The 26,390-nt window shown below is 66.3% G+C and carries 21 protein-coding genes, 1 pseudogene and 1 CRISPR repeat array; of the genes and pseudogenes, 11 read left to right on the forward strand and 11 right to left on the reverse strand.

Annotated features, from left to right (window positions below; genetic code table 11):
• Window positions 1-151: 151 nt before the first annotated feature.
• The 5 genes from A176_RS35235 to A176_RS35255 are packed head-to-tail and all read right to left on the reverse strand — an operon-like array spanning window position 152 to window position 4,807.
• On the reverse strand, window positions 152-913 hold the full coding sequence (locus tag A176_RS35235; protein ID WP_144429675.1) for a hypothetical protein: 762 nt from the start codon (window positions 911-913) through the stop codon (window positions 152-154).
• A 46-nt stretch (window positions 914-959) separates the two neighbouring features.
• On the reverse strand, window positions 960-1,724 hold the full coding sequence (locus A176_RS35240; protein ID WP_044889970.1) for an SMI1/KNR4 family protein: 765 nt from the start codon (window positions 1,722-1,724) through the stop codon (window positions 960-962).
• 1 nt (window position 1,725) lies between these two features.
• Complete coding sequence (locus tag A176_RS41305) at window positions 1,726-2,718, reverse strand: DUF4150 domain-containing protein (RefSeq protein WP_420811422.1); 993 nt, start codon at window positions 2,716-2,718, stop codon at window positions 1,726-1,728.
• The gene (locus tag A176_RS35250) at window positions 2,694-3,770 is read right to left on the reverse strand and encodes a hypothetical protein (RefSeq protein ID WP_002634047.1); all 1,077 of its coding nucleotides are present in this window, start codon (window positions 3,768-3,770) and stop codon (window positions 2,694-2,696) included. Before A176_RS35250 ends, A176_RS41305 begins: the two co-directional genes overlap by 25 nt.
• On the reverse strand, window positions 3,767-4,807 hold the full coding sequence (locus tag A176_RS35255) for a DUF2169 domain-containing protein (RefSeq protein WP_044889969.1): 1,041 nt from the start codon (window positions 4,805-4,807) through the stop codon (window positions 3,767-3,769). The genes A176_RS35250 and A176_RS35255 overlap by 4 nt, the downstream gene beginning before the upstream one ends.
• Window positions 4,808-4,850: 43 nt before the next feature.
• Here A176_RS35255 and A176_RS39195 point away from each other — a divergent pair, with 43 nt between their 5' ends.
• Window positions 4,851-6,149 (forward strand): HEAT repeat domain-containing protein, encoded by a 1,299-nt coding sequence (locus tag A176_RS39195; RefSeq protein ID WP_021781224.1) that lies wholly within the window; start codon window positions 4,851-4,853, stop codon window positions 6,147-6,149.
• A gap of 18 nt (window positions 6,150-6,167) precedes the next feature.
• Here the strand turns inward: A176_RS39195 and A176_RS35265 are convergent, their stop codons facing one another.
• Window positions 6,168-7,253 carry an aldo/keto reductase gene (locus A176_RS35265; RefSeq protein ID WP_002634044.1) on the reverse strand — a complete coding sequence of 362 codons (1,086 nt, stop codon included), beginning with the start codon at window positions 7,251-7,253 and terminating at the stop codon, window positions 6,168-6,170.
• Between the two features lie 95 nt (window positions 7,254-7,348).
• On the opposite strand from A176_RS35265, the gene A176_RS35270 reads away from it, so the two are divergent.
• Window positions 7,349-7,756, forward strand: coding sequence for a MarR family winged helix-turn-helix transcriptional regulator (locus A176_RS35270; protein ID WP_002634043.1), 408 nt, complete (start codon window positions 7,349-7,351; stop codon window positions 7,754-7,756).
• Between the two features lie 141 nt (window positions 7,757-7,897).
• Window positions 7,898-8,986, forward strand: a complete 1,089-nt coding sequence (locus A176_RS35275) for an AI-2E family transporter (protein WP_002634042.1) — start codon at window positions 7,898-7,900, stop codon at window positions 8,984-8,986.
• Between the two features lie 10 nt (window positions 8,987-8,996).
• Here A176_RS35275 and A176_RS40400 read toward each other — a convergent pair whose 3' ends face one another.
• From A176_RS40400 to A176_RS35285, 3 genes and pseudogenes are all read right to left on the reverse strand, one after another.
• Window positions 8,997-9,356, reverse strand: a complete 360-nt coding sequence (locus A176_RS40400; RefSeq protein WP_226994444.1) for a hypothetical protein — start codon at window positions 9,354-9,356, stop codon at window positions 8,997-8,999.
• A 792-nt stretch (window positions 9,357-10,148) separates the two neighbouring features.
• Window positions 10,149-10,901: pseudogene (locus A176_RS40405) on the reverse strand (serine/threonine-protein kinase); the annotation flags it as partial.
• Window positions 10,880-11,803, reverse strand: a complete 924-nt coding sequence (locus A176_RS35285; RefSeq protein WP_002634040.1) for a DUF2381 family protein — start codon at window positions 11,801-11,803, stop codon at window positions 10,880-10,882. The gene A176_RS35285 and the pseudogene A176_RS40405, both read right to left, overlap by 22 nt.
• A 346-nt stretch (window positions 11,804-12,149) precedes the next feature.
• On the opposite strand from A176_RS35285, the gene A176_RS35290 reads away from it, so the two are divergent.
• The 8 genes from A176_RS35290 to cas2 all read left to right on the forward strand — a co-directional run bounded on the left by A176_RS35290 (window position 12,150) and on the right by cas2 (window position 22,068).
• A complete protein-coding gene (locus tag A176_RS35290) occupies window positions 12,150-13,619 on the forward strand; it encodes an SAVED domain-containing protein (RefSeq protein WP_002634039.1) in 1,470 nt (489 codons plus the stop codon).
• Between the two features lie 425 nt (window positions 13,620-14,044).
• Entirely contained in the window at window positions 14,045-14,656 is a 612-nt protein-coding gene (cas6, locus tag A176_RS35295) for a type I-MYXAN CRISPR-associated protein Cas6/Cmx6 (protein WP_082282888.1), read from the forward strand.
• Entirely contained in the window at window positions 14,653-16,893 is a 2,241-nt protein-coding gene (locus A176_RS35300; protein WP_002634037.1) for a CRISPR-associated helicase/endonuclease Cas3, read from the forward strand. Before cas6 ends, A176_RS35300 begins: the two co-directional genes overlap by 4 nt.
• On the forward strand, window positions 16,890-18,494 hold the full coding sequence (cas8a1, locus tag A176_RS35305) for a type I-MYXAN CRISPR-associated Cas8a1/Cmx1 (RefSeq protein ID WP_021781223.1): 1,605 nt from the start codon (window positions 16,890-16,892) through the stop codon (window positions 18,492-18,494). Before A176_RS35300 ends, cas8a1 begins: the two co-directional genes overlap by 4 nt.
• A 24-nt stretch (window positions 18,495-18,518) precedes the next feature.
• Window positions 18,519-19,427 (forward strand): type I-B CRISPR-associated protein Cas7/Cst2/DevR, encoded by a 909-nt coding sequence (gene cas7i, locus A176_RS35310; RefSeq protein WP_002634035.1) that lies wholly within the window; start codon window positions 18,519-18,521, stop codon window positions 19,425-19,427.
• Window positions 19,424-20,068 carry a type I-MYXAN CRISPR-associated protein Cas5/Cmx5/DevS gene (cas5, locus tag A176_RS35315; RefSeq protein WP_002634034.1) on the forward strand — a complete coding sequence of 215 codons (645 nt, stop codon included), beginning with the start codon at window positions 19,424-19,426 and terminating at the stop codon, window positions 20,066-20,068. The genes cas7i and cas5 overlap by 4 nt, the downstream gene beginning before the upstream one ends.
• A gap of 41 nt (window positions 20,069-20,109) precedes the next feature.
• The gene (locus A176_RS35320; RefSeq protein ID WP_002634033.1) at window positions 20,110-21,771 is read left to right on the forward strand and encodes a type I-MYXAN CRISPR-associated endonuclease Cas4/Cas1; all 1,662 of its coding nucleotides are present in this window, start codon (window positions 20,110-20,112) and stop codon (window positions 21,769-21,771) included.
• A gap of 3 nt (window positions 21,772-21,774) precedes the next feature.
• Window positions 21,775-22,068 carry a CRISPR-associated endonuclease Cas2 gene (cas2, locus tag A176_RS35325; RefSeq protein WP_002634032.1) on the forward strand — a complete coding sequence of 98 codons (294 nt, stop codon included), beginning with the start codon at window positions 21,775-21,777 and terminating at the stop codon, window positions 22,066-22,068.
• Window positions 22,069-22,318: 250 nt separating this feature from the next.
• Window positions 22,319-24,323: a CRISPR direct-repeat array (repeat unit 37 nt; unit sequence GGTCCCGCTCGCCGTGATGCCGAGAGGCGTTGAGCAC).
• A gap of 493 nt (window positions 24,324-24,816) precedes the next feature.
• Here cas2 and sitI6 read toward each other — a convergent pair.
• Both sitI6 and sitA6 read right to left on the reverse strand, forming a co-directional pair.
• Window positions 24,817-25,542 carry a SitI6 family double-CXXCG motif immunity protein gene (sitI6, locus tag A176_RS38460; RefSeq protein ID WP_021781220.1) on the reverse strand — a complete coding sequence of 242 codons (726 nt, stop codon included), beginning with the start codon at window positions 25,540-25,542 and terminating at the stop codon, window positions 24,817-24,819.
• Between the two features lie 6 nt (window positions 25,543-25,548).
• The gene (gene sitA6, locus A176_RS35330; protein WP_044889968.1) at window positions 25,549-26,214 is read right to left on the reverse strand and encodes a SitA6 family polymorphic toxin lipoprotein; all 666 of its coding nucleotides are present in this window, start codon (window positions 26,212-26,214) and stop codon (window positions 25,549-25,551) included.
• Window positions 26,215-26,390: the final 176 nt, after the last annotated feature.

The following is a 26,390-nucleotide window of genomic DNA, read 5'->3' on the forward strand; positions in this document are numbered from 1 at the left end:
GCGGATGCGCAGTGGCCGCCGGCCGCGCGTGAGAACAGCATGGCTTGCGGCCTTTGGTGCAGCCGGCGGCCCTGTACGGAGCTCTGATGGTGCTGACCTCTCACGGGCCTCTTGCCAGACGGTGAGCTGACACGGCCCTGTCCCTCTCACCTCACAGACCTTCCCTCGATGGCGGTGAAGGAGTCGCGGCCAGTCGTTTGCTCAGCCCCTCTACCAGCTCCTGCAGGCGTACCTCGTCTCGCATAGAAAGGGAGAGGCGCACGGACTCACCAGGGTTGGGACTCATGATGGCGGTCGCGTCGTGTCGCTCGAAGTAGCGAACGACAGTAGATTCGGCGTGTTGCTCGAACCCGAAGGGAGTGAGTTGGGCCGCGCCCCGTTCGACCTCGCTGGGGGACTTCGCCGCGAAGAAAAGGGTCCTCTGATGGGAGAACTGGGGCCAGCGGTATTTCAGGTAGGCCTTGGCGAAGAGCGCTTCGTGAAGCGTGGGCTCGACGAGGTCGAAGATCTGGATGGATTCGGAGAACTCGCGCGGCCGCTCAGGCGGAGGGTATGCGGTGAGCACGAACTCCCCCGTGTCCTCGTCTTCGTCCAACTCGATGGGTTGTTCACCCGTCTCGTAGCGGGAGATGCCGATGACCAGTGCGCTGTCTCGCGAAGCACCCACGTGGGCGTAGTACCGGGTGAGTGCTTCCATGCGGAAATCGCCTTCCTGGAAGGACAGTTCTCCCATCCTGCGGCCCATGCTCCGAAGGAAGTCGACGTAGGGCCCGGGAAGCGGTCGACCCACGATTGCCTGGTGCTTTTCGATTTCCTCGGAAGTGTACCCCTCGATTTCACCGCGGAAGGTGGGGTGATACCGCGTGATGGCGGAAATCAATTGCTCCATTCGGCTCGCTGAGGAAGTGCTCAAGGCTTGCTCCTGCGCGACGGGGCACCTGAAATGGAGGGTTCCCAGGTCATCCGGGCGTGATGAGCTGGAGTTGCTGCGCCAGGACGTCCTCGATTTTGAGCAACTCCTTCCGGTCGTACGCGGCCACGGTGAAGAGCAGGGGCGCGTCCGAAGGATGGCTCTTGCTGGCCACCACCAGACTGGTCGGGCGTTCGTAGTACGCAACGGCATCGCTCGACAGGGGATGCCGCGTAAATCCCAGTTTCGTTAGCGGCGCCGCAGCCTGTTCCTGGTCGAGACGGGAGCGTGCTTCAGGAGATTCGGCGAGGGACGTCCTCTGGGGAAATTGAGACACGTGGAACTGGAAGAATGCCTTGGCGAAAATGAACTCAGAGAGAGAGGGTGCAAGCCAGTCACATTGTTGAATGGCCGCGGGGAAGTCCTTGGCGGACTCGGGCGTCGGGAACCGGATGACCTGGGGTTCTTGGCTGCCACTGTCCAGGTAGATGTCGAAATAAGGATCATCCTCCGCGAGGCCAAACAGCAGGTAGCGCGCTGGTGCTTTGGGGATGTCTTTGTTGTCGTGATACGCGACGACGGGTTCGAAGGAGAAAACGTCTGAGTCCTGGAGCAACTGCAAGGGCCCCGTGCTGCGCCCCATGGTGCGCAGGAAGTCGACGTAGCTGGCTGGCAGCGGCCTGCCGACGGCTGCCTCGATGCGCGCGACCTCGGAAGGAGTGCATCCGCGCACTTCGTTGGCGAACGTGGGGTGGTACTGGGTGATGGCTTGGACCACGGATGGGATTGCGGGCGCCGATGCAGGAGGGGACATGTCAAGAGTCCTTGAGTTCGACGACAGTCGTGCCGTTACCGGGTTGTGGGCACAAGAGGGCGGGAAGAACCTTCTTGCAGGTGGGGCAGGACTCGTAGTGATGGCCGTCGCTCCGCCCCTCTTCGTTGGAGGGGCCGACCCAGAACTCCGTCATGGACTTGATTTCAAGCCCCAGCCGGGTGGCCTCTGAAACGAGCTTCTGCGCCGCGCAGCTCTCTTCCGGTGGCCCCTTGAAGTCGGGACTCCGCGTGAGCTGGATTTTCTGTCCGCCCCGGCTCTTCCACGCGATGGGCGCGGAAGGCTTGGGCTTCATGACGAAGCCTGAGATGGATGTTTTCCCGGAGTGCATCTGCAGGAGGACCGTTCTTCCGGTTTCGGGGTGGCGGCAACGCAGCACACCCGCCATATAGCCTTTTTTCTGGCCTCGAACGCTCTTGTGCGGCGGACATTTCTTGTAGAGCCGCTGGGCCGCTTTCTCGCTGCGTTCATCCGATTTCAGTTCATGTCCCTCCGGATTGCCGCAGATGGGGCACTTGGCGTCCGCGCCATACGTCAGACCCACGCTGGGTTTGCCGGTCGCGGCGTTGCCCCCTGTATTGACCTTGTTTCCGTTGTGCAGGCAGATGTCGAGGAAGCGGACGACGTTCTTTCCTTCGAACTTCACATCCGGGCTGAAGGTGGCCCACGTCAACTTGCCTTTCGTCTTGGAGGAGATGATGCCGCCACCCGCGGTGCCCGCCTCGTCGCCAACGCTGGTGCTCAAGTTGGAGTTGCTGAGGGCCACGGGGTGCCCCTCGATTGACACGGCCTTGGTTCCCTTCGCCAGGTCGGAGTCTCGTGCCACGTTGATGTAGGGGACTGGCACAGGCCCGCCAGGGGATGGCGTCTTGCACACGTCTGGGGCCGGACAGCTCTGAGTCTGTCCATCGCCTGCATTGAGCGCCATGCGCCCATTGACGAAGACATGACTCACGTTTGCACCTCCACCATGCATGCCCCCACGTGGCCGCGATCCGAACAGCCATAGACCAACGTTCTCCAGACGCCTGGTCGTGCTTCGCCCCAGTTGCCCCGGGCATGCAATGCCATTCCAGTCTGGATGATGCCTGCCGCGGCTCCCGGGTCACCCAGGCTCCCGGCAATGACTTCCCCTGTCAACGGTTCAGGCAGCAGTTCGATGTTGCGCAGGTAGGCCTGGGTGAACTCCCGGCCCCAGAATGCCTCCGTGGACTGACATGAAAGGAAGAAGTCGGCACGCCGTGTCCCTGTCACGGGGTGGACCCGCAGTCGCTGAAAGACCTCGGTCAGTCCGTGCCCCAGCGGTGGTTGGGGTTGCAGGAAGTGCCGTTCGTCCGTGGCGAGAGCGCACCCCAGCACCCGGCCCCGTGCCGTATGGGCGCGTGTCTCCATCCCGCCCGCTTTGGAGACAAGTACGAAGCCAGCGCCTTCGCCGGGAATGATTCCGTCCCGATGGGGCCCTCCGAGCGTGCGGCCTTGAGCGGCGAGCCGCTGCAGGGACTCGCGGTCGCAGAAAGAATCCACCGCGCCGACGAGCACACGCGGACAGCGCAGGGTGTCCAGCAACGCACTGGCCCGGCAGAGGGCATGGAAGAAGGCAGCTCGGCCCAAGGCAAGCGCTCCCCTGGGCGCGAGTTGGATGTGCCAGTGCACGCCTGCCTCCTCGATGGCGCGGACCAGTTCCTCGACATCCAACGGCGCGCCCTCTTCGGGGGCGGAGAGCCCCAGTACCAGGGGGAGCAGGGGGAGCGGATGGGGACCTGGGCTGGGCACATCGCGCATGCAGTCCTGAAGGGCGGTGATCGCCATGGCGGCCATTCGCTCCGTGCGTGGCAGTGCCGCGCCCAGTGGCTCCAGCATGGACGCTCGGACGGGTTCTCCCCAGGGGTCCGAGACGTCCGTCTGGAACATGCGAGCGGTGCCCGCGGCAATCTCCGCTTGGGTGGCGCGCGCGGTGAGCCCCAGCGGGGTGCAGAGCCCGATCGCCAGGATGTCGAGCGGCTGGCTGCCCATGTCCGCGGGTGTCATCCGTCCTCCCAGGGCTCGAGCTCGCGCACGAATGTCTGCTCATGATGGGCGAGCTCTCGCTCCGCTGGGAAGGCGGCTCGCCAGTACATCCGGAGTAGCCGCTCGTCGGGCTCCAGCAGCACCGCGTCCAGGCGCATGCGCCGACGGTCGACCCGATTGCGGAACTTCGCGCTGGCCACGAGGCGAGGACGCGGCAGATGGAAGCTGAGGGTTCCATCGGGAGAGAAGCCACTCAGGACCACGGGCTCTCCCCCCTCCAGCCAGGGTGTTGCCACCAAGCCTGGGGAGGCTGCTTGGAAGAATCGCTCATCGAAGTCGCGCGGCCAGAGCGGGGCGCGCTGTTCGACCCACTGTGGGTTGTACGTGCCTCCGTAAGCCAGCCGTGGCTGCCAGGCTCGAGAGATGGCACCAAAGCCCGCAGGTGGAACCCGCTCGGTCGGCGATGCCAGCCGGTGCAAGGGGTCTTCCAGATTGGGCAGCGGTTGATTCTCGGCGTCGCGCCCACCAGGGTGGAAGCCGCGACCAATCGGGTTGCGGTCTTCATATGCACGAGGGCGTTCCGCGTCTTCGCGGACGGCGGGGCCTCCGAAGCTCCGTTCATAGCGGAGTGGCATGGATGTGAAGGGTTCCGGGGATGAGGGGCGCCAGCCGGTGATGCCTCGCCACCACACTCGGTCTCCAAACACCTGAACGCCTTTCTGACAGGTCCCCACCCGGACCGCGACCAGGAGTTCCTTCACCAGACGTCCGCGTGGGGCCCAGGCCTGGCCATTGACGTAGATGTCGGTGCCTGGCCGGAAATAGGCGGATTGGCCTTCGTACCGCACGCTGGAGGTTCCTGGCTCGTCCCAGTACACGTCTTCGGGGAGCGGTTCGGGTTGCGCCTCTGCCAGATGCAGCGCCTCCTGACTGGGTTTGCCAGGGGGTGGAAGGCGGAACGACCCGCAGACACAGATGACCAGCGTGTCCGCCCCTTCCTTGTCCATGGACAGGAAGTCCCGGGCCGTGAAAGCGGTTGCGTTCTCGATGATAGGCATATGTGTGCGGCGCGTTGGGAATGGGATGATGGTATGCTAACGCATGGCCATGCCTCAGATATTGATGGGTGGTGCGTCTGTCATGGAGTTCCTTCAGGGGCTCCAGGAGCAGCACATGTCAGAGCTGGCATTTCTGCTAGCGCAGCGGCAGCGCCAACTGCATGATGCCAGGGTGGAGTGGCCCGATGTCGAGTTGTTGGAGGTTCGCGTACTCCGCCATGCAGAGGCGATGTGTGTGGGAGGTGATGTCGCCCTGGCATGCGCACGTGAGGCATTGGCCAGCGACGCCTTCGACGAGCTTGCCGCGGGCAGCTATGTCCGGGTGCTTCTCGGGCCGGGTGAGGAAGGTATCGAAGAGGTCCTGGCGCGCATTGCCAGTCTGGATGTGGCGTTGCTGTCGCATTGCGCGCAGCCCCTGATGTTGGCGCCGCACCCACGGATGTCGTCGCGGTTGGAAGACTTGCTTCCGTCATCTGGACCCTCGCTGCGGGCTTTCGCTGCGCGCGTCATGGGGCTTCGACGCGACGGTGACGCGGAATCCCTTCTGCCCTTGCTGGATGACAATGAGCCCGACGTTCGTGCCTCCGCTGCGCTCGCGGTCTCGAAGCTGGGATACCGGCCCGCGCTGCCTGTCTTCGAGCGCAAGCTGGCGCAGGCGCCAGCAGGCGAGATGCATGTGTGGGCGTTGGCGGCGCTGCGTGTGGGGTCATCCCGTGCGCTCCAAGTCTGTCGTCAGGCCTGTCGTGCCTTGGGGACGCCACCTCCGCGACTGACCTGGCTCCTGGGGTTGGCGGGGGATGCTCAAGACTTCGGCGTGGTGCGGACGTTGTGTGGCCGGGCGGAGACCTTGGTGGAAGGCCTCGACGCGCTGGGCCTGCTCGGAGTGCCTGAGGCTGTGCCGTTATTACTTGAACACGTGGGTCACGGGGCGCCTGAGGTGAAGAGCGCGGCGGCAGCGGCGCTGGTGCTCATGACCGGGGCGGAGCTTACGGAGACGGTCGAGCTTCCTACGGAAGGGGCCGGTGAGGGCGGCGAGGTGGAGTCAGCGCTGCGCGTGCGCACGTGCACGGACAGCTCCGCGTGGCGGGTCTGGTGGGAAGCCCACCGGCCCCGTTTGGATGGTTTATCGCGGATGCGGCTGGGCCAGCCCTTCCACCTGTCGGTGTGTCTTCAGGAGCTGGCCCATCCACGTACCTCTCTGGCGGGCCGTGAGCGGGCAGGCCAGGAACTCTCCATCCGATCCGGGCAGACCGTGGGATTCCACCCGGAATGGCCGGTTCGTTACCAGCGGCAGGCAATCGAGCAGTGGCGGCAGGTCCGGGCTGTTCATGCCAGGAGATGAAGCCGCGCGTCCGCGCGCTCAGTAGACCTTGTCGCCCTTCGTCACGCCGAAGCCAGACGCCTCCGCGAAGACGCCGTTCACGGTGGTGCCGCCGTTGTGGATGCTGGGGAACATGGGCTCCATGCTCTGCGGGAAGCCGAAGGTGGGCTTCGTGAGCGTGTCGAGCCGCTGGAACTCCTCGGGCGTGAGCTTCACGTCGAGCGCCCCCACGTTGTCCTCGAGCTGCGACAGCCGCCGCGCGCCGATGATGGTCGAGCCCACCGCCGGCTGCGCCTGCACCCAGGCCAGGGCCACGCGGGCCACGGAGGTGTCATGCGCCCGGGCGATGTCCTGGAGCGCGTCGATGAGGGTGTAGGTCTTCTCGTTCAATGCGGACTCGATGAAGGCGGCGCGGTCGGCCTTCTGCTGGCCGGCGTTCGCGCGGGTGTACTTGCCGCTGAGCACGCCGCTCTTCAGCGGCGACCACGGGGTGATGCCCAGGCCGAACTCGCGAGCCATGGGCACCAGCTCCTGCTCCACGCTGCGCTCCAGCAGCGAGTACTCAATCTGCAACCCGATGAACGACGACCAGCCTCGGAAGTGCGCCATCACGTTGGCCTGGGCAATCTTCCACGCGGGCGTGTCGGAGACGCCGAGGTAGCGGACCTTGCCCGCTCGGACGAGGTCCTCCAGTGCGGCCATCGTCTCCTCGATGGGCGTGTGGATGTCCCAATTGTGCAGCCAGTAGAGGTCGATGTAGTCCGTCTGCAGGCGGCGGAGCGAGTTCTCGCAGGCCGCGATGATGGACTTGCGGCCCGAGCCACCGCCGTTCGGGTCACCCGGGTACAGGTTCCCGCTGAACTTCGTCGCAATCACGAGCCGGTCGCGCCGCGCGGGGTGGCGGCCGATGTGGTCTCCGATGATCTTCTCGGAGTGGCTCTTCGTATAGAAGTTCGCGGTGTCGATGAAGTTGCCGCCGAGCTCGATGTAGCGGTCCATGATGCGCTGGGACTCCTCGACGCTGGACCCCCAACCGAGGTCTTCACCGAAAGTCATGGCTCCCAGGCACAGCGGGCTTACTCGCAGGCCGGAACGGCCGAGCGTGACGTAGTGGTTCAGAGGCATGAGGGGCTCCCAAGGGCGTGCTACATTGTGCGGACAGCGAATTAGTTCAACCTGGAACTGGTTTAATTTGGAACCAATTTCCTCGCCATGAAGTCATGTCGAAAATCGACCCTGCGAAAATCTGGTCGCTCAACCACCGGCTGTTGATGGCGGTGATTTCCAGTGTCGCCGCCGACATCGCCGCCCTGGGGCTCGAGACGAAGGAGCTCTTCGTTCTCGCGGAGGTGGACGAGCATCCGTATCCCGCCGAGCTGGCGGCCTCGCTCTGCATGCCGAAGCCGTCGGTGACGCTGTACGTGAAGCGGCTCGAGGCCGCGGGCTTCCTCCGCCGTGAAATTGACACCGAGGACCTGCGGCGGCACCGGCTGCAACTCACCCCGGCTGGCCGCAAGGTGATGCAGCAGGGGACCGCGCTGCTCTCCGAGGCGTACAGCGAGCGGCTCGGACGCTTGAGCGCCGCGCAGCAGTCGGAGCTGCGGGCCCTGCTCGAAAAGATGATTTGACCCTCGGTGTGGCGCGCCGGGGACGTTCGTCGGATTTAGACCGCGCCGGACCGCGTGTGCGTCTCATCCGTTCATGAGGTCACACCGCCGGAAGCTCGCCCGGTGCGCTATCCCACCTCGTGCATAGGGTGCCCGGGACGTATGGCCACCCTGGACTCTCCATCTCACTCCTGGCTCACGCGCAGCGCGCTGTTCAGCGGCAAGCTGATTCTGATCGCGGGCGCCGTGGTCGCGCTCGTGCTGCTGCTGGCGCGGCTCTATCTCATCGTGCTGCCTTCGGTGGTGGCGCTGTTGCTGGCGACCCTTCTCTATCCCCCGGTGCGCTGGCTGTCCGCCGGGAAGGTGCCGCGAGCGCTCGCGACGCTGCTGGCCGTGCTGGTGTTGCTGCTGGTCGCCGGCGCCGTGCTGCTGCTGCTCGTGCCGCGCATCGTCCAGGAGGTCAGCGCGGCGGGGGCGAACATGCAGACGGGGATGGAGGGCGCCATCGGGTGGATGACCCAGGAGCTGCCCGTGTCCCGGGAGCAACTCGATGGCCTGTTGCAAGAGGGGCTGGCGTTCCTGAAGTCGAACGCGGGCCGCATCACCTCGGGCGTCCTCGCGGGCGCCAACTTCGCCGTGCAGGCGATGGCGGGTGGGCTGCTGACGCTGACGTTGCTGTTCTTCTTCGTGAAGGACGCCGAGCAACTTGGCGGTTGGGTATTGGCGCGTGTGTCCCCGACGCGGCGAGACACCGTGCGCGCCGTGGGGCTGCGCGCCTGGAGGACGCTCAGTGGTTACCTGCGCGGCGTCGTCATCATCGCCATGGTGGACGCGGTGGGCATCGGCGTGGGCCTGGCCATCATCGGTGTGCCGCTCGTGCTGCCGCTGGCGGCGCTGACCTTCATGGGCGGCTTCTTTCCCATTGTGGGCGCCACCGTGGCGGGGTTCATTGCGGTGCTGGTGGCCCTCATCACCAGCGGTCCGCTCGACGCGCTCCTGGCGTTGGTCGTCGTGCTGGGGGTCCAGCAGTTGGAGAGCAACGTCCTGGAGCCCGTGGTGATGGGCCGCGCCGTGCCGCTGCACCCGGTGGTCATCCTGCTGTCCATCACCGCGGGCGGCGTGCTCTTCGGCGTGGCGGGAGCCTTCCTCTCAGTGCCTGTCGCCGCGGTGCTGTCCGCCGTGGGCAACGAGCTGCGGCTGCGCAACGAGGCCCGCGTCATCGAGCAGCCGTCGCGAGTCTCGCCACCCTGAGCGGGCGTCTTCAGGGGAATCGATCCACCGCCATGGCGTTGGACCACGGATGAACACGGGTGTATCCAGGGCGGGAGCCCTGGTCCTTGGGCATTCCCGTCGCGTTACCCAGGACGAAGCACACCGGGTACTCACTGCCGTCGGGCGTCCTCACGCGTGTGTAGCGGCCCTGAATTCGTTCTCCGCCCGTCCAGATGCGTCCGTAGAAGAGCGTGTTCGTTGGGAGGTGGCCCAAAGTCTCATCGAGCCGGCTGGTGATGGGCCCGTCACTGACGACGATGCTGTAGTTGGTCTGGTCCGAATCATCCGGCTGCTGAAGGTCGAGCTGGATGAACCCTCCAACGCCGATGGGGAGTTCAAGTCGGCGCATCGACTCCAGTGCCTCGACGGGGCACTTCTCGGGACCGGGCCGTACCTGGGGACCTGAGCAGGCATTGAGACTGGCGGCGGAGAATGCAGCCAGCAAGTAGTGATGGAGTCGGGTGGCACATCGCGCGTGGGGCTCGGTGGTGGACATGGCATCTGCCGGCCACGGGAACTCTGCGATGGGGAACGGATGGGCCGTGGCGGGCAACCCAGTGTCCGCTGGTCCCTCGGTCCGCGCCAGTTGCTGCGCGGGAAGGGCGGCTGTGTTTCCTGGAGGAATGCCTACCTGGGCCAGGGCCCCGGCGATGCACACGACCAAGCTCAGAGCCCCGGCGATTCGTATCCGCCGACTCACGTGTCGTTGCGCTGAAGGGCCTGCTGACTCCGTGGTGCATTGCGCTTCTACCTCCGAACGCACGCGTCGTCGCCGCCAGCGCTTCTCGCGGTGGAGCTGGACCCGTGACTCGCGAAGGGGCCTTGCAGAGTGGAGCGCCGCTTCTTCTCCAGGTGCGACAGCTCCCCCACCGTTCTCCTCCTGTGTCGTGCGCGTCGCGGTTGAGGCGCCCTCGTACCAGTCGAACAGGGGTGCGTCCCAAGCTGGCCCCGCTCGGGCGAGGGCCTCATGAACATCCCTGGCAAGGCTCCCGGCGCTGGCTGGCCGTGCCTCGGGCGTGAACGCGAGCAGCTCACCAATCCATCGGGCGAGAGGCTCGGGCACTCGCGGGTTGAGGACTCGCAAGGTGGCGGAGGCCAGGGGAGGGCGGGGCTCCTGCAGGACAAGCGGTGGATACTGCTCCACCACCAACCGGTGGAAGGTCACGCCCATCGCGTACAGGTCGTCGGCCACCGTGTATGGGTAGTGCTCGGAGGGAGCCGCTTGTCGTGGTGCCTGCATGCTCCAGAGGAGGGCTTGGGGACTGCGGTAGGGGCCTGTTCCAGGCGGCAGCCGTGTCGCGGACGTAAGAGGGCTGGCTTCGGGATGCCAGCTCGCGCCCCAGTCCAAGACCACCAGTCGCCCGTCGTCTCTGATGCGAAGGTTGTCCCCCTTGAAGTCTCGGTGAAGCACCCGCCTGCGATGTGCGGCGTCCAATGCCCAGGCGGACTGTGCCAATAGGCTGGCTACGTGCCGCGCCGTTGGATTCCGTGCTCGGGACCAATCATAGAGCGTGCTGCCACGCACGTATTCCAGCACGAGGTAGGGGTATGCGGCGGTTCCTGTGTGCCAGATCCCTGTAGCTCGCAGTCGCACGACGCCGGGGTGGCGAAGCAGACGAAGCGCCCGGGCCTCGCGTTGGAAGCGGAGGTCTGAGGGGGCGTGGGCCAGCTTGAGCGCGTAGCTGCGGCCTCCGGGACGCGAGCGAACTTCGTACACAGTGCCGTTGCCACCGCCTCCAATGCGACGTGCCACACTCCAGCGGTCCAATCGTGTGCCGACGGGCAGGGCCTGTGTGGACAGCACACGAGGCCTTGGGGAAGAGGATGTTGACTCCAGTCGCATGACGGATTCCTTCGGGGCGGTTGTCCCGTCTACGGCGTCAGTCGTGCCCATCTCGCGCCACGGCGCCGCCCTGTGTCCCAGAGCTCCAGCGCATAGGCTGGAGGCGGACTCACGGGCGCCGACCACTCAATGACGGCTGCCGCGCTTTGTCCGGGCAACAGCCGTGGTTCCTGCATCAGCAGGGGCACCTCCAGCGTCTCTCCCGTGGGGTGGCCACTCGGGTCGAGGTGAATCAGCCGAGCAATGCCCGGCTGCCAAGGCGCCTCACTCCGAGGATTCTCCAGCCTCACGGCGAAAGCCATCCACGCACCAGAGCGATAGCTGCGAAGTCGGTGGACCTTGAGCCCGGTCTCGCTGGCCTTGTCTTCCAGCCAGTGGACGACCACCCCCGAGGACGCGATGGCGTCAGAGAGGATTGCGCCCACGAGCCCCTGTTGCGGCACCGTCCTGCGCGCTGATGCCAACCGGGCCTCCAGCACCGCATTGCGCTCACGGAGTGCCACCAACTCGGCCTCCAGTTGCTCCACGGTGGCGGGACGGCGCCGGACTTCGACGACCGCGTCCACCACGGAGGCTTCGGTCGACAGCTCCAGGACGAGCCTCCGGGGCGCGGCTTCGTCCGTGAAGCGCAGCACCAGGGGCGGCACGCCGCTCGCGGGCATCACGACAGCAGGCTTGAGCAGCAGGTGCTTTCCCGCGAAGTCCAGGCGATGGAACAGCCCCTGGAGGGGCTCGTGCGGTTCACCTTCCAGTACGGCATCCGAGTCGAGCAGCACCGTCGTCACGACACCAGGTGCCACCCGGAGCCGTTGAATGGGCTCACCGGTGCCCGCACTCAGGTCCACGGTTCGTTCAATACGCCGCCAACGCTTCGCGTCCGGCGTCTGGGCCAGTGCTGCCGTGCCCAGCAGGAGCACCACCGCCGTCATCAACAACGAGCCAGGGGGGAACACGCAGAGGCAACCTCCAGGGTTGTAACCTAATCGACGGGGATGACACGACGGGCCGTGCGAAGACCCCGTGTTCTTCGAGGAGGAACACGCCTCCGTCTGGCACCCCGGGATGGGTGATGTCTACCTGAAAGGTAGTCAGGGGCACACAGGACGTTTGAAGGTCGGCGTGACCTCGTTTGGCATGTCCTGGGAGGGCATCACCCGTCGCAGGCCGCACGCAGGGAAGAAAATCAGCAGGCCCGCGATGGAATGTTCCGGGCGTTGGCGTCTTCCTTTTTGAGCGCCGCCATCCATGCCCCTGGGGAGGTATCCACGGAAGCTGCTGGCGTCGCTATGAGGGAACGCCATGGGAGAGCAGAGTGCGTCTCGCCTGGAAGGCGACCGCTATCAGCATCTGCTGAGCTGGTATGAGCTGCTCCGGCTGCTCGAGGCGGACAGCCCTTTTGAGTCTGGCCATGTCGAGCACCCGACGGCGGGCTCCGCGGATGACGTGACGCTGCACGCTCGGCCCGGCGCTGGCGTGTCCAGCCGCTACATGCAGGTGAAGTGGCACGTCGACCATCGGGACACGTACTCCCTCTCCGGGCTGGTGACGCCTCCCCGGGAGGGCAACTCCCTGCTGCGAAAGCTGCTGGAGAGCTGGTTGGCGCTGCGGCCCCTGGGGCCCGTCGAAATCTGGCTGTTGAGCAACTGGGCCTCGGCGGAGGACCTGGGGCGCTATCTGCATGGCAGGGACCACTGCTTCACGGACGCGTTCTTCGTGCAGCCACCGCGAGGTGCCCTGAAGAAGCACTGGGCGGAGTGGGAGCGGCAGCTCGGTGCGCCAGCGGAGACGCTGCGGGCTTTCTGCAAGGACCTCCGCTTGCGGCTCGTCGCGGGCAGCATCACCGACGTGGAGGAACAGGTGGATGACCGGATGGGGAGGCTGGGCCTGCGCACGGGCCGGCAGCCACGCGCCGTCGCGGTGGACGGGCTCCGGGAGTGGGTCGAGCTTGGGGGCGGCAAGAAGCGCGTCACCCCGGAGTCGCTGCGAGAAGTCATTCGGGCCTGGGGGCTGCTGGCCTCGCGGGAGGCTGTGCCCACCGTGAGCCTCTGGATTCATGGGTGGGCGCGGCGTGCGTGGGATGTGCCTCCCACCGAGGAGTTGGATTGGACGGCGTACTTCGACCGAGACACCCGGACGCTGCCGTCGGAGGCGGTGTGGCGGGAGACGTTGCTGCCTTCCTTGCTGGCCGTGCGTCAGCGCCTGTCGAGGCGGCCTGATGGTGCGTTGATCGACCTGCGGGGCAAGTTGCCGCTGAGCACGGTGCTGGCGGTGGGCTTCCAATTCCCGGAGGTGGGGGGCTACCGCTTCCGAGTCGAACAGCCCACGCGGGGAGAGACCTTCCTGTGGCGCTCGGACGCGAAGCCATCTGGGCGCGGGCTGCGTGTCACCCGGCACGACGTCAACGCGGATGCCGCTGAGTTGCTCGTGATGTTCCAGATGACGGGCGATGCGCGCGCGGACGTGGACCGCTTCCTGGCCGAGCGCCCCGGTCACTTTCGCGCGGTGCTCTACCTGGAGCCAGAGGGTGGGCCGCATGATGGCGCCGTGGGTTCGGCTGCGGACGCGGTTGAGTTCGCCGTCCAGGCGCGCGAGCAGCTCCGGCGAGAGCGCAACGCGCTACGAACGACGGTGACGCATCTCATTCTCTATGCCCCCGCGGCGTGTTGCCTGTTCCTGGGCCAGCGGCTCAACGCCGTGGGGCCAGTCGTGGCCTACGAGCGCACCGGGACTGGCGGCTACGCACCCGCGCTCACGTTGCAGACGGGGTGAGACTTGGGGGTAGTGCAATGTTTAAACAAAGTCGCAGGCTTGCCCTGAGGTGTGGAGGCATTGACGGGCACAGGCTCCCGTCTGCATATCCATTCGCGACCTGTGCATGTTGGTATCTGCTCAGGTGAGGAGCGTTGGCGGTAACTTTCGGGAGCGGGCGGAGCGGGTACTTCGAATTGTTTCACTCGTTCTGCTTGTTGCGAAGACGCTGGTCGAGTTGGTGGATGTGACCCTGATCTGAAATCGCTGTCAGGGCGCGGAAAATCGCAGTGACGATCGACGTTGTGCGCGTCGGTGTTGAGCAATTGGTGTCGGCTCAGGTGCAGTTCGAGGTGTCGCGAGCCGTTGGCGCGGGGCGTCGGATGACGGCGCCCCGCGCTGCCGACTGCCTTGGGTGATGTGGTTGGTTCTGAAGGAGACGTCGAATGGCGTTTGTTGATTTGCTGTTCCCTGTGCAAGGCGGCCCGGTTCCGCTCGACCACGGTTATCTCCTGTTCGCCGCTCTCTCTCGTCACATCCCCGCTCTGCATGAGTGTGCGGACATGGGGGTGTTCTCTCTTCGGGGCGTGAGCAACACCCGCGAGTTGCTCTACCTGGGGCGGGGCACGTTGCGCCTTCGGTGTCCCGTCGATGCCGTGGGCACATTGTTGCCGCTGGTCAGCGCACCACTGGAGGTTGCGGGACGGCGCCTGTCCCTGGGCGCTCCCTCGTTGTACGCCCTGGAGCCGGTGCCGGTGCTATCCGCGCGGCTGGTGACCTTCAAGCACGCGATGGACGAGGCTTCCTTTGTCGTGGCGGTCACCCGGGCGCTGGAGACGTTCGGCGTCGAGGCTTCGTTGAAGGTGGGCCGTCGGCGCATCGTGTGCATCGCTGGCAAGAAGGTCGTGGGCTTCGCGCTCGAACTGCATGGACTGTCCGCCGAACACTCGCTCCGCGTGCAGGAGCGCGGCTTGGGCGGCCGCCGTCACATGGGATGTGGTCTCTTCCTTCCGCCGGGCCGAGTAGCGCGCGCTCAGTCTCGAGGGAAGGCCGCGTGAAGCGGCTGCTGGCCAAGACGACCGCCACGCCCGACAGGCCCGAGGGCGAAGCGACGTTGCTGGGACATACCGCCCTGGTGCTGTCATCCGCGCGACGGCTCCTGGAACACCGGGGACGCGCGTCGCTCCTGGCCGCGGGATTGGCCCCGACCTGGGAGCCTCGTCTGCGGCGCATCGCCCTGCTCGCCGCTGCGCTCCATGACCTGGGCAAGTGCAGCGAGCACTTCCAGTCAATGCTCCGCCGCAAGCGCACCGAGCCGCAGTTGGTTCGACATGAAGCGCTCTCCCTGTGGCTTTGCTGGCCAGGCCAGCCTCTTTCGTCGTGGCTCCTGGGCGGGATGGATGAGCTGGACCTGTGCCTCGCACTGGTCAGCGCGGCGGCCCACCACCGCAAGTTTCAGTCAGACGCTTTCGCGCCGGATGGCACGGGGGCCGGGCTGTCGTTGGAGTTGTGGGTTCATCATGAGGACTTCGCCCGGACGTTGAAGCGAATCGCCGAGGAGCTCCAGCTCTCCGCGCCGCCGGTTTTCACCGCGCCCATCGTGCTGCGGGCCACGAGGAAGGAGCACCCGCGCGACCAGCTCCAGTCCTGGCAGGACGACTTCGAGCGCGTCGTGCCCGTGGACTCTCCGGACGCGCGGCTCCTGTCCGTGTGTAAAGCGCTGGTGCTCGCGGCGGACGTCGCTGGCTCGGCGCTTCCTCGGAGCGGCGAGAAACAGGACTGGGTGGACCGGCAGCTCACGGCCCCACACCCGGCGGAGGCGCTTCGCACCGTGGTCGAGCGCCGCCTCGGCGGTCGCTTGCCACGACCCTTCCAGGATGCGGTGGCTCGGAGCTCCGCGCCCGTGACGCTGGTGCGGGCCGGGTGTGGCAGTGGCAAGACGGTCGCCGCATACCTGTGGGCCGTGACGCGGCATCCGGGCCGTCCCCTGTGGCTCACCTATCCAACCATGGGCACGGCCACCGAGGGCTTTCGGGATTACCTCCATGGCGCCGATGTGGATGCCCGGTTGCAGCATTCGCGAGCGGAAGTGGACTTCGACATCTTCGGCCTCCGGGATGGTGCGGACCCGGGTAGGGGCTCGCGGGATCAGGACCGGCTCGACGCGCTCCGCTCATGGGGCGTTGATGCCATGAGCTGCACGGCCGATACGGTGCTCGGGCTCGTCCAGAGCCAGCGCCAGGGGCTCTATGCTTGGCCATCGCTTTGCTCTGCTTGCGTCGTCTTCGACGAAATCCATGCCTACGATGACCGGCTCTTCGGTTGCTTGTTGCGCTTCCTGGAGGCCCTCCCGGGACTCCCCGTCCTGTTGATGACGGCCAGTCTGCCTGTCGCGAGGCTCGGGGCGTTGCGTGACCTGTGCGAGCGCGTCCATGGCCGGAGCCTCGCGGTGGTCGACGGACCGGAGGACCTGGAGACGCTGCCGCGCTACCAGCGCCTCGACGTCGAGGACCCGTGGCCTCTCGTAACCCAGTGCCTGCGGGACGACGGCAAGGTGCTGTGGGTCAGCAACACCGTGGATCGCTGCATGCGGGCCGCTGAGGCGGCCTCGTCACGTGGTGCTCATGCCTTGCTGTATCACAGCCGTTTTCGCTACGAGGACCGCGTCCACCGTCATGGCGCTGTCGTCGCGGCTTTCGCGAAGAGCGGCTGCTCCGTCTTCGCATCGACGACGCAGGTGGCGGAGATGAGCCTGGACCTGTCCGCGGACCTGCTGGTCACGGACCTGGCGCCCATCCCCGCGCTCATTCAACGCCTGGGGCGTCTCAACCGTCGCAGTACGCCCGAAGCGCCGGAGCGGGTCCGTCCCTTCGTGGTGCTGCCCTTCGATGGCGCCCCCTATTCAGCACCAGCCCTGCGCGATGCACGTGCCTGGCTCGTACGTTTGGGAATGGGGGAGTTGTGTCAGCGAGACCTGGTGTCCGCGTGGGAGGCGCACGGGGTGACGGAGGCGCCGCAGCGGTACTCCAGCACCTGGTTGGACGGACGCTTCGACACCTGGCCCGCGCCGGTTCGCGACGGGAGCCCCAGCTTGACGGTGCTCCTGGAGGAGGATGCCCGGAAGGTCCTGGCGGGCGAGGTGCGTGCCCACGAAGTCACCCTGCCCATGAACCTTCCACCTGAGTCCCTCAAGTGGCGTGGCTGGCCGCGCCCTGGCCGGCTGCCGTACCCCATCCCTCCAGCGGGCACGCTGGACTACGACGAACTGCGAGGTGCGCGATGGCGAAAGCCGTGAGCCCGCGGAAGAAGGCGTTGCCTGCTCCGCTCTCCATCTCGCTGTACGCACCTGGGATGACGCCCTTGCTGCGGGCGGGCGCGGGTGGGCTGGCCGCATCCCTTCGCGCCATTCTCCTGGGCGCGACGCCGTCCGCCTCCTGGCCGTCACCGGTTTCACTGGGGCCCGGAACGGCGACGGTGTCGCCAGAGGCCATCCACTTCGATTGGGGCGGTGCGGCACCCGAGGCCACGCTCAAGCCGTTGTTCGAGGCGTCGTTCCGAGTGAAGCAAGGCTTCATCGACCTGCCCGGCGCGAGACGTCCAAACGCCCCTGAGCCGCCGCCCGAGCTGGCCGCCGCGCTTCATGACGCGCTGAAGGTGACCTTCCTCCAGCACGGCAAGTCGACGCAGGGGGGGACGCGCAAGCGCATCACCTTCGAGGTGGATGACCAGCCGGTGGTCGTGGAGTCGCAGGGGTACGCGTCCTTCGTCCATCAGGGCGCCTGGCAGAACGTGCTCGAGGCACTGGAGTCGGGGAGCACGGTGCTGGCGAGCTGGGCCTACCCAGGGGCGGCGGAGCGGCACATTGGCGTGCGGGTCACGAAGGTGGAGTACACGGCGCAGGAGGCGCTCTGTGCATGCTTCGCGCTCGTGGGGTGTGTCTCCTTCAAGCTGCCGCAGCTCCGAGGTGGTGCCTTCGTGGCGCTGGCGCCCACGGACCTAGTTTGTTTCGCGCGGCTGCGTTCCGGGCTGACGCCCGGCAGGCTCGTGGATGTCGCGGTGGCTGGGGCCTCGGACGCGGTGCTCGCGGCGCAGCTCGCGATGAAGCTGGAGGCGAAGGGGGAACTCGGCAAGGTGCTGGGCGCCGCGGAGGCGGTGGCGCTGCGGCAGATGCCGTGGAACGCACAACAGAAGATTCGCGGCGCGGTGGTACGGCAGGACACGGTGAGCGAGGACGTGCTGAACGCCTATGAGGTCGCTGCCGCCGCCTTGAAGTCCAAGCTGAGAGTGCGCAAGCCCGAGGGCAAGGGCGAGGCGGGCTACTTCATCGCGACCAGCGCGCTGCGCGCCTTCATCACCGAGAACCTCGCTGCCGCGCGCCCCTGGTTCGCGGGCTTCGCCACCGCGACGACGGCGGAGGGCCGCTTCATTCACGACTACTGCGGCCGGGACAACCTGGGCGCGTTGCTGTGGGACGAAAGGAAGGGGCTCATCGCCATGCATCCGAAGCTGAAGGAGTCCGAACAGTGGCTCGTCCAGAGCGTTCACCTCGCGCTGCGCAGCCGGTTCAGGGGCATCTACGAGGACACCAAGGAGAGTCCCCCGGCCACGCGCTCCAACAGGCTCAAAGGGGAGCGCGAACGCCTGCGGCTGAGCTTCGCGGGGGCCAAGACGCCGGAGCAGGTACGGGCGGCGCTCGCGGACCTGTGGAGCCGCGCCGGTCCCAATCGGGAACTCCAAGAGCACTGGAAGGACATCCTGCCCCTGCTTGGGCCGGAGCGGTGGCGGGATGCCCGTGACCTCTCATTGGTGGCGTTGGCCAGCTACCAAGGACGCGGAGGCGATACCGCGGAGCTGGAGGACGCGGAGGCGTCATCCGACGCGTCCGAGCTGTCCTGAGCACTCTTTTACCGGAGCCATGTCATGAGCCTTCACGTCTTCGCCGCCTTCGTCACCCCGCTGGGAACCGCCGCCAACAACCGGGGCCTCACCGAGGGAAACATCACCAGTCTTCAGAAGCTGGTGTGGAACGGACAGGTCCACACCACTGTCTCCGCGGAGTCCATTCGCTTCGCGTTGCGGCGGCGCTTGAATGAGCAGGAGCCCTGCAACCGCACCTACGACGATGCTGCGCGCGCCAACGTGTGGAAGGACGACGCCTTCAGCGCCTGGGCCGCGAAGTCCAAGGAGAAGACGTACATCGACGACGACCTGCTGGGCTTCATGTCGGCGGAGGGGGCGAAGCAGGAGAAGGAGAAGGGGACGGCCAAGGTCCGCCGCGCGGTGTTGGAGGTGTCGCGTGCCGTGAGCCTCACGCCGTGGTCCGGGGATGTTACCTTCAACGCCGCGAGCCCGGGAGCCACGCCGTCCGCGCAGAAGAAGGGCAGCAACCCTGTTCCCTATGGCACGGAGATGCATGCGACGCGCTATCAGTATGGCGTGGCGCTGACGCCAGAGGCACTGCGAGTACCGGCGAGAGCCGCGACGGCGCTGAACCAGTTGTGTGCATTGGGGCCGGTCGCGGGGAACCACGGTCGTTTCCTCTTCGACTTCAGCCCGGAGTCGGTCGTGTTCCGGCTCACGCAGGAGGCCGCGCCTCGCATTCTTCATGCTTTCGAGCCGTCATCCCGGGCAGGGGGCGTGGAGCTCGCCTCGTTACTGCGCAAGGTGAAGAGCGGCGATGTTCCCGCGAAGGAGTTGGTCCTGGGGGGGCATGTGGTGGAGGGGCTGAGCGCCGAGGAGCGCGAGGTGCTCGCGGGCGCGGAACTCCACACGGGTGTTGTCGCCGCCTGCCGCGCGGCCTGCAAGCGGATGGAGGTGGGGAAGAAGTGATCGCGATCGAGCTGACCGTGCCCGTGGCGTGCTGGCGGAAGGGCCGGGCGCGTGAGTTGGTGGAGACCGAAGTCCTTCCGCCGCCAGCGACCTGCTACGGCGCGCTGCTGTCGCTGGTCGGTGAGCAGGACCGTGAACGGCACCGGGGCTGCCGCGTGACGGCGGGGCTGTTGAACGCGCCTGGCATCAGCACGGTGCTCCGCACGTTCTGGCGGACGAAGAACCTCAAGGTCGCGAAGGGGAACGAAGAGAACGCCGCGCCAGACCAGCAGCAGCTCGTCATCGACGCGCATCTGGTGGTCTGGTGTGACAGCTCCGAGGAGCACGCCTCCGCCGAGTCGTTGGAGGCCCGTGTCGTCCGCGCGATGCGGGCACCCGGCACCGTGGAGCGTGCTGGTGCGTGGTCGTTGGGCGAGTCCACGCACCTCATCAACGACGCACGCCTGCTCCCGGAGGGGCGTCCTCCTTCGGACTGTCGCGTCTTCCTGACCGCGTCAATGGGAGGCATCACCCTGCCGGTCTGGGTGGACCATGTGGGGACTCGCGGCTCGCGCTACGCGGTGGGGCGGCTCGAGGCGGTCACGGAGGCCCCCGAGGTTCAGCGGCTTCCTCGCATTCCGCTCGTGGAAGAGGCCGCATAGCTGTCTGTCGTAGGGCTGTACCGGGGCGGGGGGCCCCATGAATGAGCACATCCGTCTTGAGTCCGAAGCCGGCGAATACTGAGCCGTCCATCCGGACGCATGCGTTGCACGCGCTCGCGTACTGCGAACGGCTCTTCTACCTGGAGGAAGTGGAGGAGTTGCGTGTGGCGGACGCCGCCATCTACGCGGGACGGAGGCTGCACCATCAGCTCCAGGAGGAGGGCGAGCGCGTCGAACTGGAGTTGGCGAGCGAAGCCTTGGGCCTGCACGGCAGGGTGGACGCGGTGAGGACGCGAGAGGGGACCCTGGTCGTCCATGAGCACAAGCGCGGACGTCATGCGCCGGCCCCGGAGGTGCCGGGGGCCTGGCCGAGCGATCGGCTCCAGGTGGGCGCCTATGCGCTACTGGTGGAGGAGCGCTTCCCAGGTGTACCCGTGGAGTGCCGGGTCCGTTATCACCAGACGGAGACGACGGTGCGGTTCCCTCTTGATGCCGCGCTGCGGGGCGAGGTGGCGTCGGCCGTGGCCCGTGCCCGGTTGTTGCGAGCGTCGCGGGAGCGGCCACCCGTGACGCAAGAGGAGCGAAAGTGCGCGAAGTGCTCGCTCGCGCCCGTGTGTCTGCCCGAGGAGGAGCGGCAGGTCGCCGGGGAAGACCGGCCCCGGCTCTTTCCGGAGGACGACGTGCGGCAGGTGCTGCACGTGGCGACACCAGGGACTCGGGTGGGGCGTGCGTCGGAGGAACTGGTGGTGACGCCTCCGGAAGGGGAGGGGGCGCCGTCGAGACAGCCGGGGCGGATGGTCTCGGCGCTCGTCGCGCATGGCGCGGTGCAGGTGAGCTCGCAGGCGTTGGCGTACTGCGTGGAGAACGACATCGGCGTGCACTGGTTTACTTCCGGTGGTCGCTATCTGGGGGGATTGGGCGGCGGGACGGGGCATGTCCACCGGAGGATGCGCCAGTTCGAGGCGCTCCGGCAGGAGTCGGTGAGCCTGGGGCTCGCGCGTCGTCTGGTCGCGGCGAAGTTGGAGGGGCAGCTCCGCTTCTTGTTGCGTGCGTCGCGCGGAGACGCGGATGCCCGCGAGGTGCTGGCCTCGGCGGTGAGGGATCTCCGGGCGTTGCTCCCGAAGTGCGCGGAGGCGCCTTCCCGGGACGTGCTCCTGGGGCTGGAAGGCGCGGGAGCGGCACGGTACTTCGGGGCGCTGCCGTATCTTCAAGGCGAGGACGTGGACCCGCGTCTGCGTTTCGATGGGCGCAACCGGCGGCCACCGAGAGACCGGTTCAACGCGGTGCTCGGTTTCTTGTATGGGATGGTGCACCGTGAGGTGGATGCGGCCATCCGGTCCGTGGGACTGGATGTGGCGTTCGGCTTCTACCACCAGCCTCGGGGCTCGGCGGGTCCGCTGGGCCTGGATGTGATGGAGCTGTTTCGTGTGCCGTTGGCGGACATGCCGCTGGTGGCATCGGTGAACCGGCGGACGTGGGACGTGGAGGCGGACTTCGAGGTGACGTCCGAGCACGTCTGGCTCAGCAAGGCGGGGCGGGCGAAGGCCATCGAGCTGTACGAGCGCCGCAAGCGGGAGACGTGGAAGCACAACGTGTTGGGGTATTCGCTCAGCTATGCGCGGCTGGTGGAGCTGGAGGTGCGGCTGCTGGAGAAGGAGTGGACGGGCAAGCCGGGGCTGTTCGCGACGTTCCGCTTGAGGTGAGCCATGGCCGAGCCGAGGCGTTGGTATCTGATTACGTATGACATCCGCGACCCCAGACGCTGGCGGAAGGTGTACGCCCTGCTGAAGGGGTATGGGGAGTGGTTGCAGCTCTCGGTGTTTCGCTGCTCGCTGACGGACCGGGACCGCGAGAAGCTGCGCTGGGAGCTGGCGCGCCGGATGGATGCCGTGGATACGTTGCTGGTGATTGGGCGCTGTGGCGGGTGCGTGGAGCGCGTGCGGGCCATCAACGCGAAGGAGGATTGGCCGGAGGAGCCCGCACTTTTCAAGGTGCTGTGAGGTGAGCGACAATCAAGCACCTCGCCGTGGCGGAGGCCCGCGACGGCGATAGTGCTGAAATCCCCAGGAAGTTCATGGGGTTGAGGCTCTTTGACAGGTGAATAGGTGCATGATCGACGAAAAGCCCTGGGGTTTCATGGGGTTGGCGACCTTGGGTAGGGCTTGGGGTTGCCAACCTGGGTGAAGGAGGGGGAGGTGCTTGAAAAGAGGGTCGTAAGCTGGCGGAATTGTTGGGAGATTCAGGCGGGCTGGTCCCGCTCGCCGTGATGCCGAGAGGCGTTGAGCACTTTTCCCGCTCGGCCACGCCGGGCAGGGCGAGCGTGGTCCCGCTCGCCGTGATGCCGAGAGGCGTTGAGCACAAACACTGGCTGGGCGTGCTCGCGCATGCGCCCTCGGTCCCGCTCGCCGTGATGCCGAGAGGCGTTGAGCACACCAACCTTCGCCGTGCGCTGCATGAAGAACGGAAGTGGTCCCGCTCGCCGTGATGCCGAGAGGCGTTGAGCACCCGGGCCGAATGGAAACGCTGGTGCGAAAGGCCGGGTCCCGCTCGCCGTGATGCCGAGAGGCGTTGAGCACTCGAACTCGGCGGCGAAAAACGGGACGCGGGTGGTCGGGTCCCGCTCGCCGTGATGCCGAGAGGCGTTGAGCACATTGCCCACGCATGCGAATTCAGAAACCTTCTTAGGGTCCCGCTCGCCGTGATGCCGAGAGGCGTTGAGCACTCGTTGAGCGCGAGGGGCAGGCCGTAGAGCTTGTTGAGGTCCCGCTCGCCGTGATGCCGAGAGGCGTTGAGCACAACATGAACGAGACGGTGTTTTTCTCTGGTGGGCACCCCAGGTCCCGCTCGCCGTGATGCCGAGAGGCGTTGAGCACACGCACTCGTGCGCATGGCGTCGCTGTACGGGATCGGGTCCCGCTCGCCGTGATGCCGAGAGGCGTTGAGCACCTGCTACTCCGCCCGACTCGGGTCGTCCGGGGCCGGTCCCGCTCGCCGTGATGCCGAGATGCGTTGAGCACGGACCCATCGAGGGGGTGGGTGGGGAATGGGGGGTGGGTCCCGCTCGCCGTGATGCCGAGAGGCGTTGAGCACTTCAGTTGGGCCACCTTGCCTGAATCTGGATACGAGGGTCCCGCTCGCCGTGATGCCGAGAGGCGTTGAGCACACCGTGCAGTCGATTGACTCCGACCTCATCGACGCCGGAGGGTCCCGCTCGCCGTGATGCCGAGAGGCGTTGAGCACGCTTGCAAAATGACCGTACGTGAGCGGCGGGCACCCAAGTCCCGCGCGCCGTGATGCCGAGATGCGTTGAGCACGGCACGCCGCTGGCGGCCTCCTTGGGGGTCGGCGTCCCGCTCGCCGTGATGCCGAGAGGCGTTGAGCACATCCAGGGCGTGGTGACGGCAGCGGCCAACGCAGGCGTGGTCCCGCTCGCCGTGATGCCGAGAGGCGTTGAGCACATTCGGAGCAAGTACGACGCCTTCGAGCGCGCCTTTTCCCGCTCGCCGTGATGCCGAGAGGCGTTGAGCGCAAGGGCGTCCAGGCGTGGATTCCCTTCACGAAGCCGGTCCCGCTCGCCGTGATGCTGATCGGCGTTGAGCACACGTAGCGAAGGCGGCGACCGTTCTCTGGCCTCGTCCCGCGCGCCGTGATGCCGAGAGGCGTTGAGCACTCGACGTGCCCGTCGGCGTAGTGGAGGCGGTAGTCCCGCGCGCCGTGATGCCGAGAGGCGTTGGGCACCTGACTGTCGCCACCATGCCGGTGGACGTGACGGGAAGTCCCGCGCGCCGTGATGCCGAGAGGCGTTGAGCACCGGAACGAATCTTCTGCCCCAGCTTCTCGTCCCACCGCTGGTCCCGCGCGCCGTGATGCCGAGAGGCGTTGAGCACCCATCCTTGATGGTCATCGCGCCAATGGCCATGAGTCCCACTCGCCGTGATGCCGAGAGGCGTTGAGCACTTCGCCGACACCAAGCGCCCTCCCATGGGCAGGGGGCCGGGTCCCGCTCGCCGTGATGCCGAGAGGCGTTGAGCACATGTCGGACATGGCCGTGACCTCGTAGAGCATGTCCCGGAGTCCCGCTCGCCGTGATGCCGAGAGGCGTTGAGCACCTGCACGTCGGGTCTACCGCCGCCGTCACGGTGCCGGTCCCGCTCGCGGTGATGCCGAGAGGCGTTGAACCCTACCAGTCGAGGACGCCCTTTGCGATTGCTACCTCTGGCCCCGCTCGCAATGATGCCGAGAGGCGTTGAGAACGATCGCTGCCAGCCGCGCGGGTTCGATAGCTCGCGCGTCCCGCTCGCAGTGCGGCGATGAGCCTAATTCTGGGCCACCGACGCGAGCCCGGAGGTGACGTCCCGCTCGCCGAGATGCCGAGAGGCGTTGAGCATGTGTCGAGGAAGTCATCCTCGCGCCACCCGACCTAATCCCGCTCGCGATGATGCCGAGAGGCGTTGAGCACCGCTGTTGGCTCGCTTCAGGCGAGCCGCCGCCGTCAGCCCCGTTCGCGGTGATGCCGAGAGGCGTTGAACATGTGTAGGTGGTGTTCATCTCCAGCAAATCCGGGTCTGGGATGTTTCGCTCGCCGTGATGCCTGGAGCCTTAGCGTTGCGTCGCGGATGGTCAGTTCGGTGACGAAGCATAGCAGGTAACTCACCGATTTTCTGCCATGCGAACAGATGAGACGCCTTCCTGGTTCGGGATGATGCACGCTGTTGGAGAGGGACAGTGCGTCGGTGTTTGCGTGGCGGTTAGCGCATAGCGAGTTCGAGAAAGCGGATGCCTTTCAGCTTCGATTGAAGTACCGCATTCATGAAGCGTTCAGTACTTACGATCATCGTTGCGAAGTTCCCCAGCCGGAATATGTCGAGGTTTGGGGGAATTGCTGTCGCATCCAGTACGGGCTCTTCGGGGCGAGAAAGGTCCACCCAGCCGCATGTTCCACACGGTGGAGTCGCATCCCTCGGGAGGCAGTCGGGATGCAGTCGCCCATGAGGTTGGAGCTGGGGCTCGAAGTATGCCGGAGGTGACTTCTGCCGGAACCGTAACGAGGCCCAGCCTCCGATGAAACCGTAGACATCCTTCATCTGGAGCTGCTCCAGCGCATCCTGGCGCATCAGCAGCAGGGCGTTCCCTATCCAGGTGAATGGACCGAGATCTCCTCGGGCCGTGCCTTCCAGCGGGCCGAACCGAGTTCCTGGTGGGAGCGGCACGTGCGGAGGGGCGAGAGGACGCACGAGTTCACGCAGCCGCGCGTACTCGGAGAAAGGTTCGGGCCTCGCCTTCAAGAAGGAGGCTTGTTCAGGGAGCGCGGACAGGTCAACGGCGGGGTAGTAGTGACCAGCGCCTGCCCATGTCGCGCCACATCCTGGGCAACTGGCGAGCCCCGGTAGCTTCCACCGATGTGCCGCGTTGATGTCGCCTGCGTGGCGAGCGGTCGCGGCCTTGTCTTCGACGAGCCAGTAGTAGCGGGTCATTCGTCGTCATGCTCCCGGCCGGGAATAGTAGGGCTGAATCGGACCGCCCAGGAGTTGGAAGCGGTAGATGAGCTGGCCGGCATGCTTGTAGATGTCCTCCGGACGGGCGTTGGGCCTGGCTTCCATGAACTCCCGCCAGGCTTGATTCCACGCGCCGCCGCGTTCTCCGCCCCGGTGAATCCGTTGGTGGAGGTCGCGTGGAATCGGCATGGTGTAGTGGTGAATCTTCACGCCTTGGGTCTCGAACCACTCCGCGAGGTCGCGGGCCTGAGGAAAGATGTGGTGCTTCTCCCATCTTCCCGCCGGAAGCTGGTGGGAAGGTGGGATGATTCGCTCTGGAGCACCATTCCAGTTGGGGAAGACCATGACGGCCCCCCGAGGAAGTTGCTGCCCAGGTCCCCAGTTTCTCCTGGGACCGGCGCCCGGAGCTGCTGCCGCGGCTGGTGGCCGCGCAGGTGGAAATCGTGCTAGCTGGAACGGGCGGAGGTCGTTGTCGCAGCGGTAGAAGCCGCAGGCATCGCCGATACACAACAAGTTGACGCAAGGTGCTTCCGGACTCGGATGACATTCCGTGCTCGCGTCAGCTCCTGTCTGTGCTCGGGATGATTCTGTGGTGGCGCAGGCCTGTATGAACACGGCGAGCAGCAGCCGGAGAAGTAGCCGGGTTCCCATTGTTCGATGCCCCCAGATGCAGGTGTTTGTTTGTTCATGTTTTGCCTGAATTGAGGGTTGACGCAAGAAGGGGCCGCCTGCCAGTTCTCGGCGATGCAGGCAAAGGGAGGCCGCACCCACATGCACACGTCATCGATTGCTGCGTCGCTACGTTTTTCGAACCCCCTCCGGAGAGT

Source organism: Myxococcus hansupus, from assembly GCF_000280925.3.
GTDB classification, from domain to species: domain Bacteria; phylum Myxococcota; class Myxococcia; order Myxococcales; family Myxococcaceae; genus Myxococcus; species Myxococcus hansupus.

Bases quoted from the DNA above. Each gene is read 5' to 3' on its own strand.
- A176_RS35240 (WP_044889970.1), bottom strand. From the start codon at position 1,724: ATGTCCCCTCCTGCATCGGCGCCCGCAATCCCATCCGTGGTCCAAGCC.
- A176_RS41305 (WP_420811422.1), bottom strand. From the start codon at position 2,718: ATGCATGGTGGAGGTGCAAACGTGAGTCATGTCTTCGTCAATGGGCGC.
- A176_RS35250 (WP_002634047.1), bottom strand. From the start codon at position 3,770: ATGACACCCGCGGACATGGGCAGCCAGCCGCTCGACATCCTGGCGATC.
- A176_RS35255 (WP_044889969.1), bottom strand. From the start codon at position 4,807: ATGCCTATCATCGAGAACGCAACCGCTTTCACGGCCCGGGACTTCCTG.
- A176_RS39195 (WP_021781224.1), top strand. From the start codon at position 4,851: ATGGCCATGCCTCAGATATTGATGGGTGGTGCGTCTGTCATGGAGTTC.
- A176_RS35265 (WP_002634044.1), bottom strand. From the start codon at position 7,253: ATGCCTCTGAACCACTACGTCACGCTCGGCCGTTCCGGCCTGCGAGTA.
- A176_RS35270 (WP_002634043.1), top strand. From the start codon at position 7,349: ATGTCGAAAATCGACCCTGCGAAAATCTGGTCGCTCAACCACCGGCTG.
- A176_RS35275 (WP_002634042.1), top strand. From the start codon at position 7,898: ATGGCCACCCTGGACTCTCCATCTCACTCCTGGCTCACGCGCAGCGCG.
- A176_RS40400 (WP_226994444.1), bottom strand. From the start codon at position 9,356: ATGCGCCGACTTGAACTCCCCATCGGCGTTGGAGGGTTCATCCAGCTC.
- A176_RS35290 (WP_002634039.1), top strand. From the start codon at position 12,150: ATGGGAGAGCAGAGTGCGTCTCGCCTGGAAGGCGACCGCTATCAGCAT.
- cas6 (WP_082282888.1), top strand. From the start codon at position 14,045: ATGGCGTTTGTTGATTTGCTGTTCCCTGTGCAAGGCGGCCCGGTTCCG.
- cas7i (WP_002634035.1), top strand. From the start codon at position 18,519: ATGAGCCTTCACGTCTTCGCCGCCTTCGTCACCCCGCTGGGAACCGCC.
- A176_RS35320 (WP_002634033.1), top strand. From the start codon at position 20,110: ATGAGCACATCCGTCTTGAGTCCGAAGCCGGCGAATACTGAGCCGTCC.
- cas2 (WP_002634032.1), top strand. From the start codon at position 21,775: ATGGCCGAGCCGAGGCGTTGGTATCTGATTACGTATGACATCCGCGAC.
- sitI6 (WP_021781220.1), bottom strand. From the start codon at position 25,542: ATGACCCGCTACTACTGGCTCGTCGAAGACAAGGCCGCGACCGCTCGC.
- sitA6 (WP_044889968.1), bottom strand. From the start codon at position 26,214: ATGGGAACCCGGCTACTTCTCCGGCTGCTGCTCGCCGTGTTCATACAG.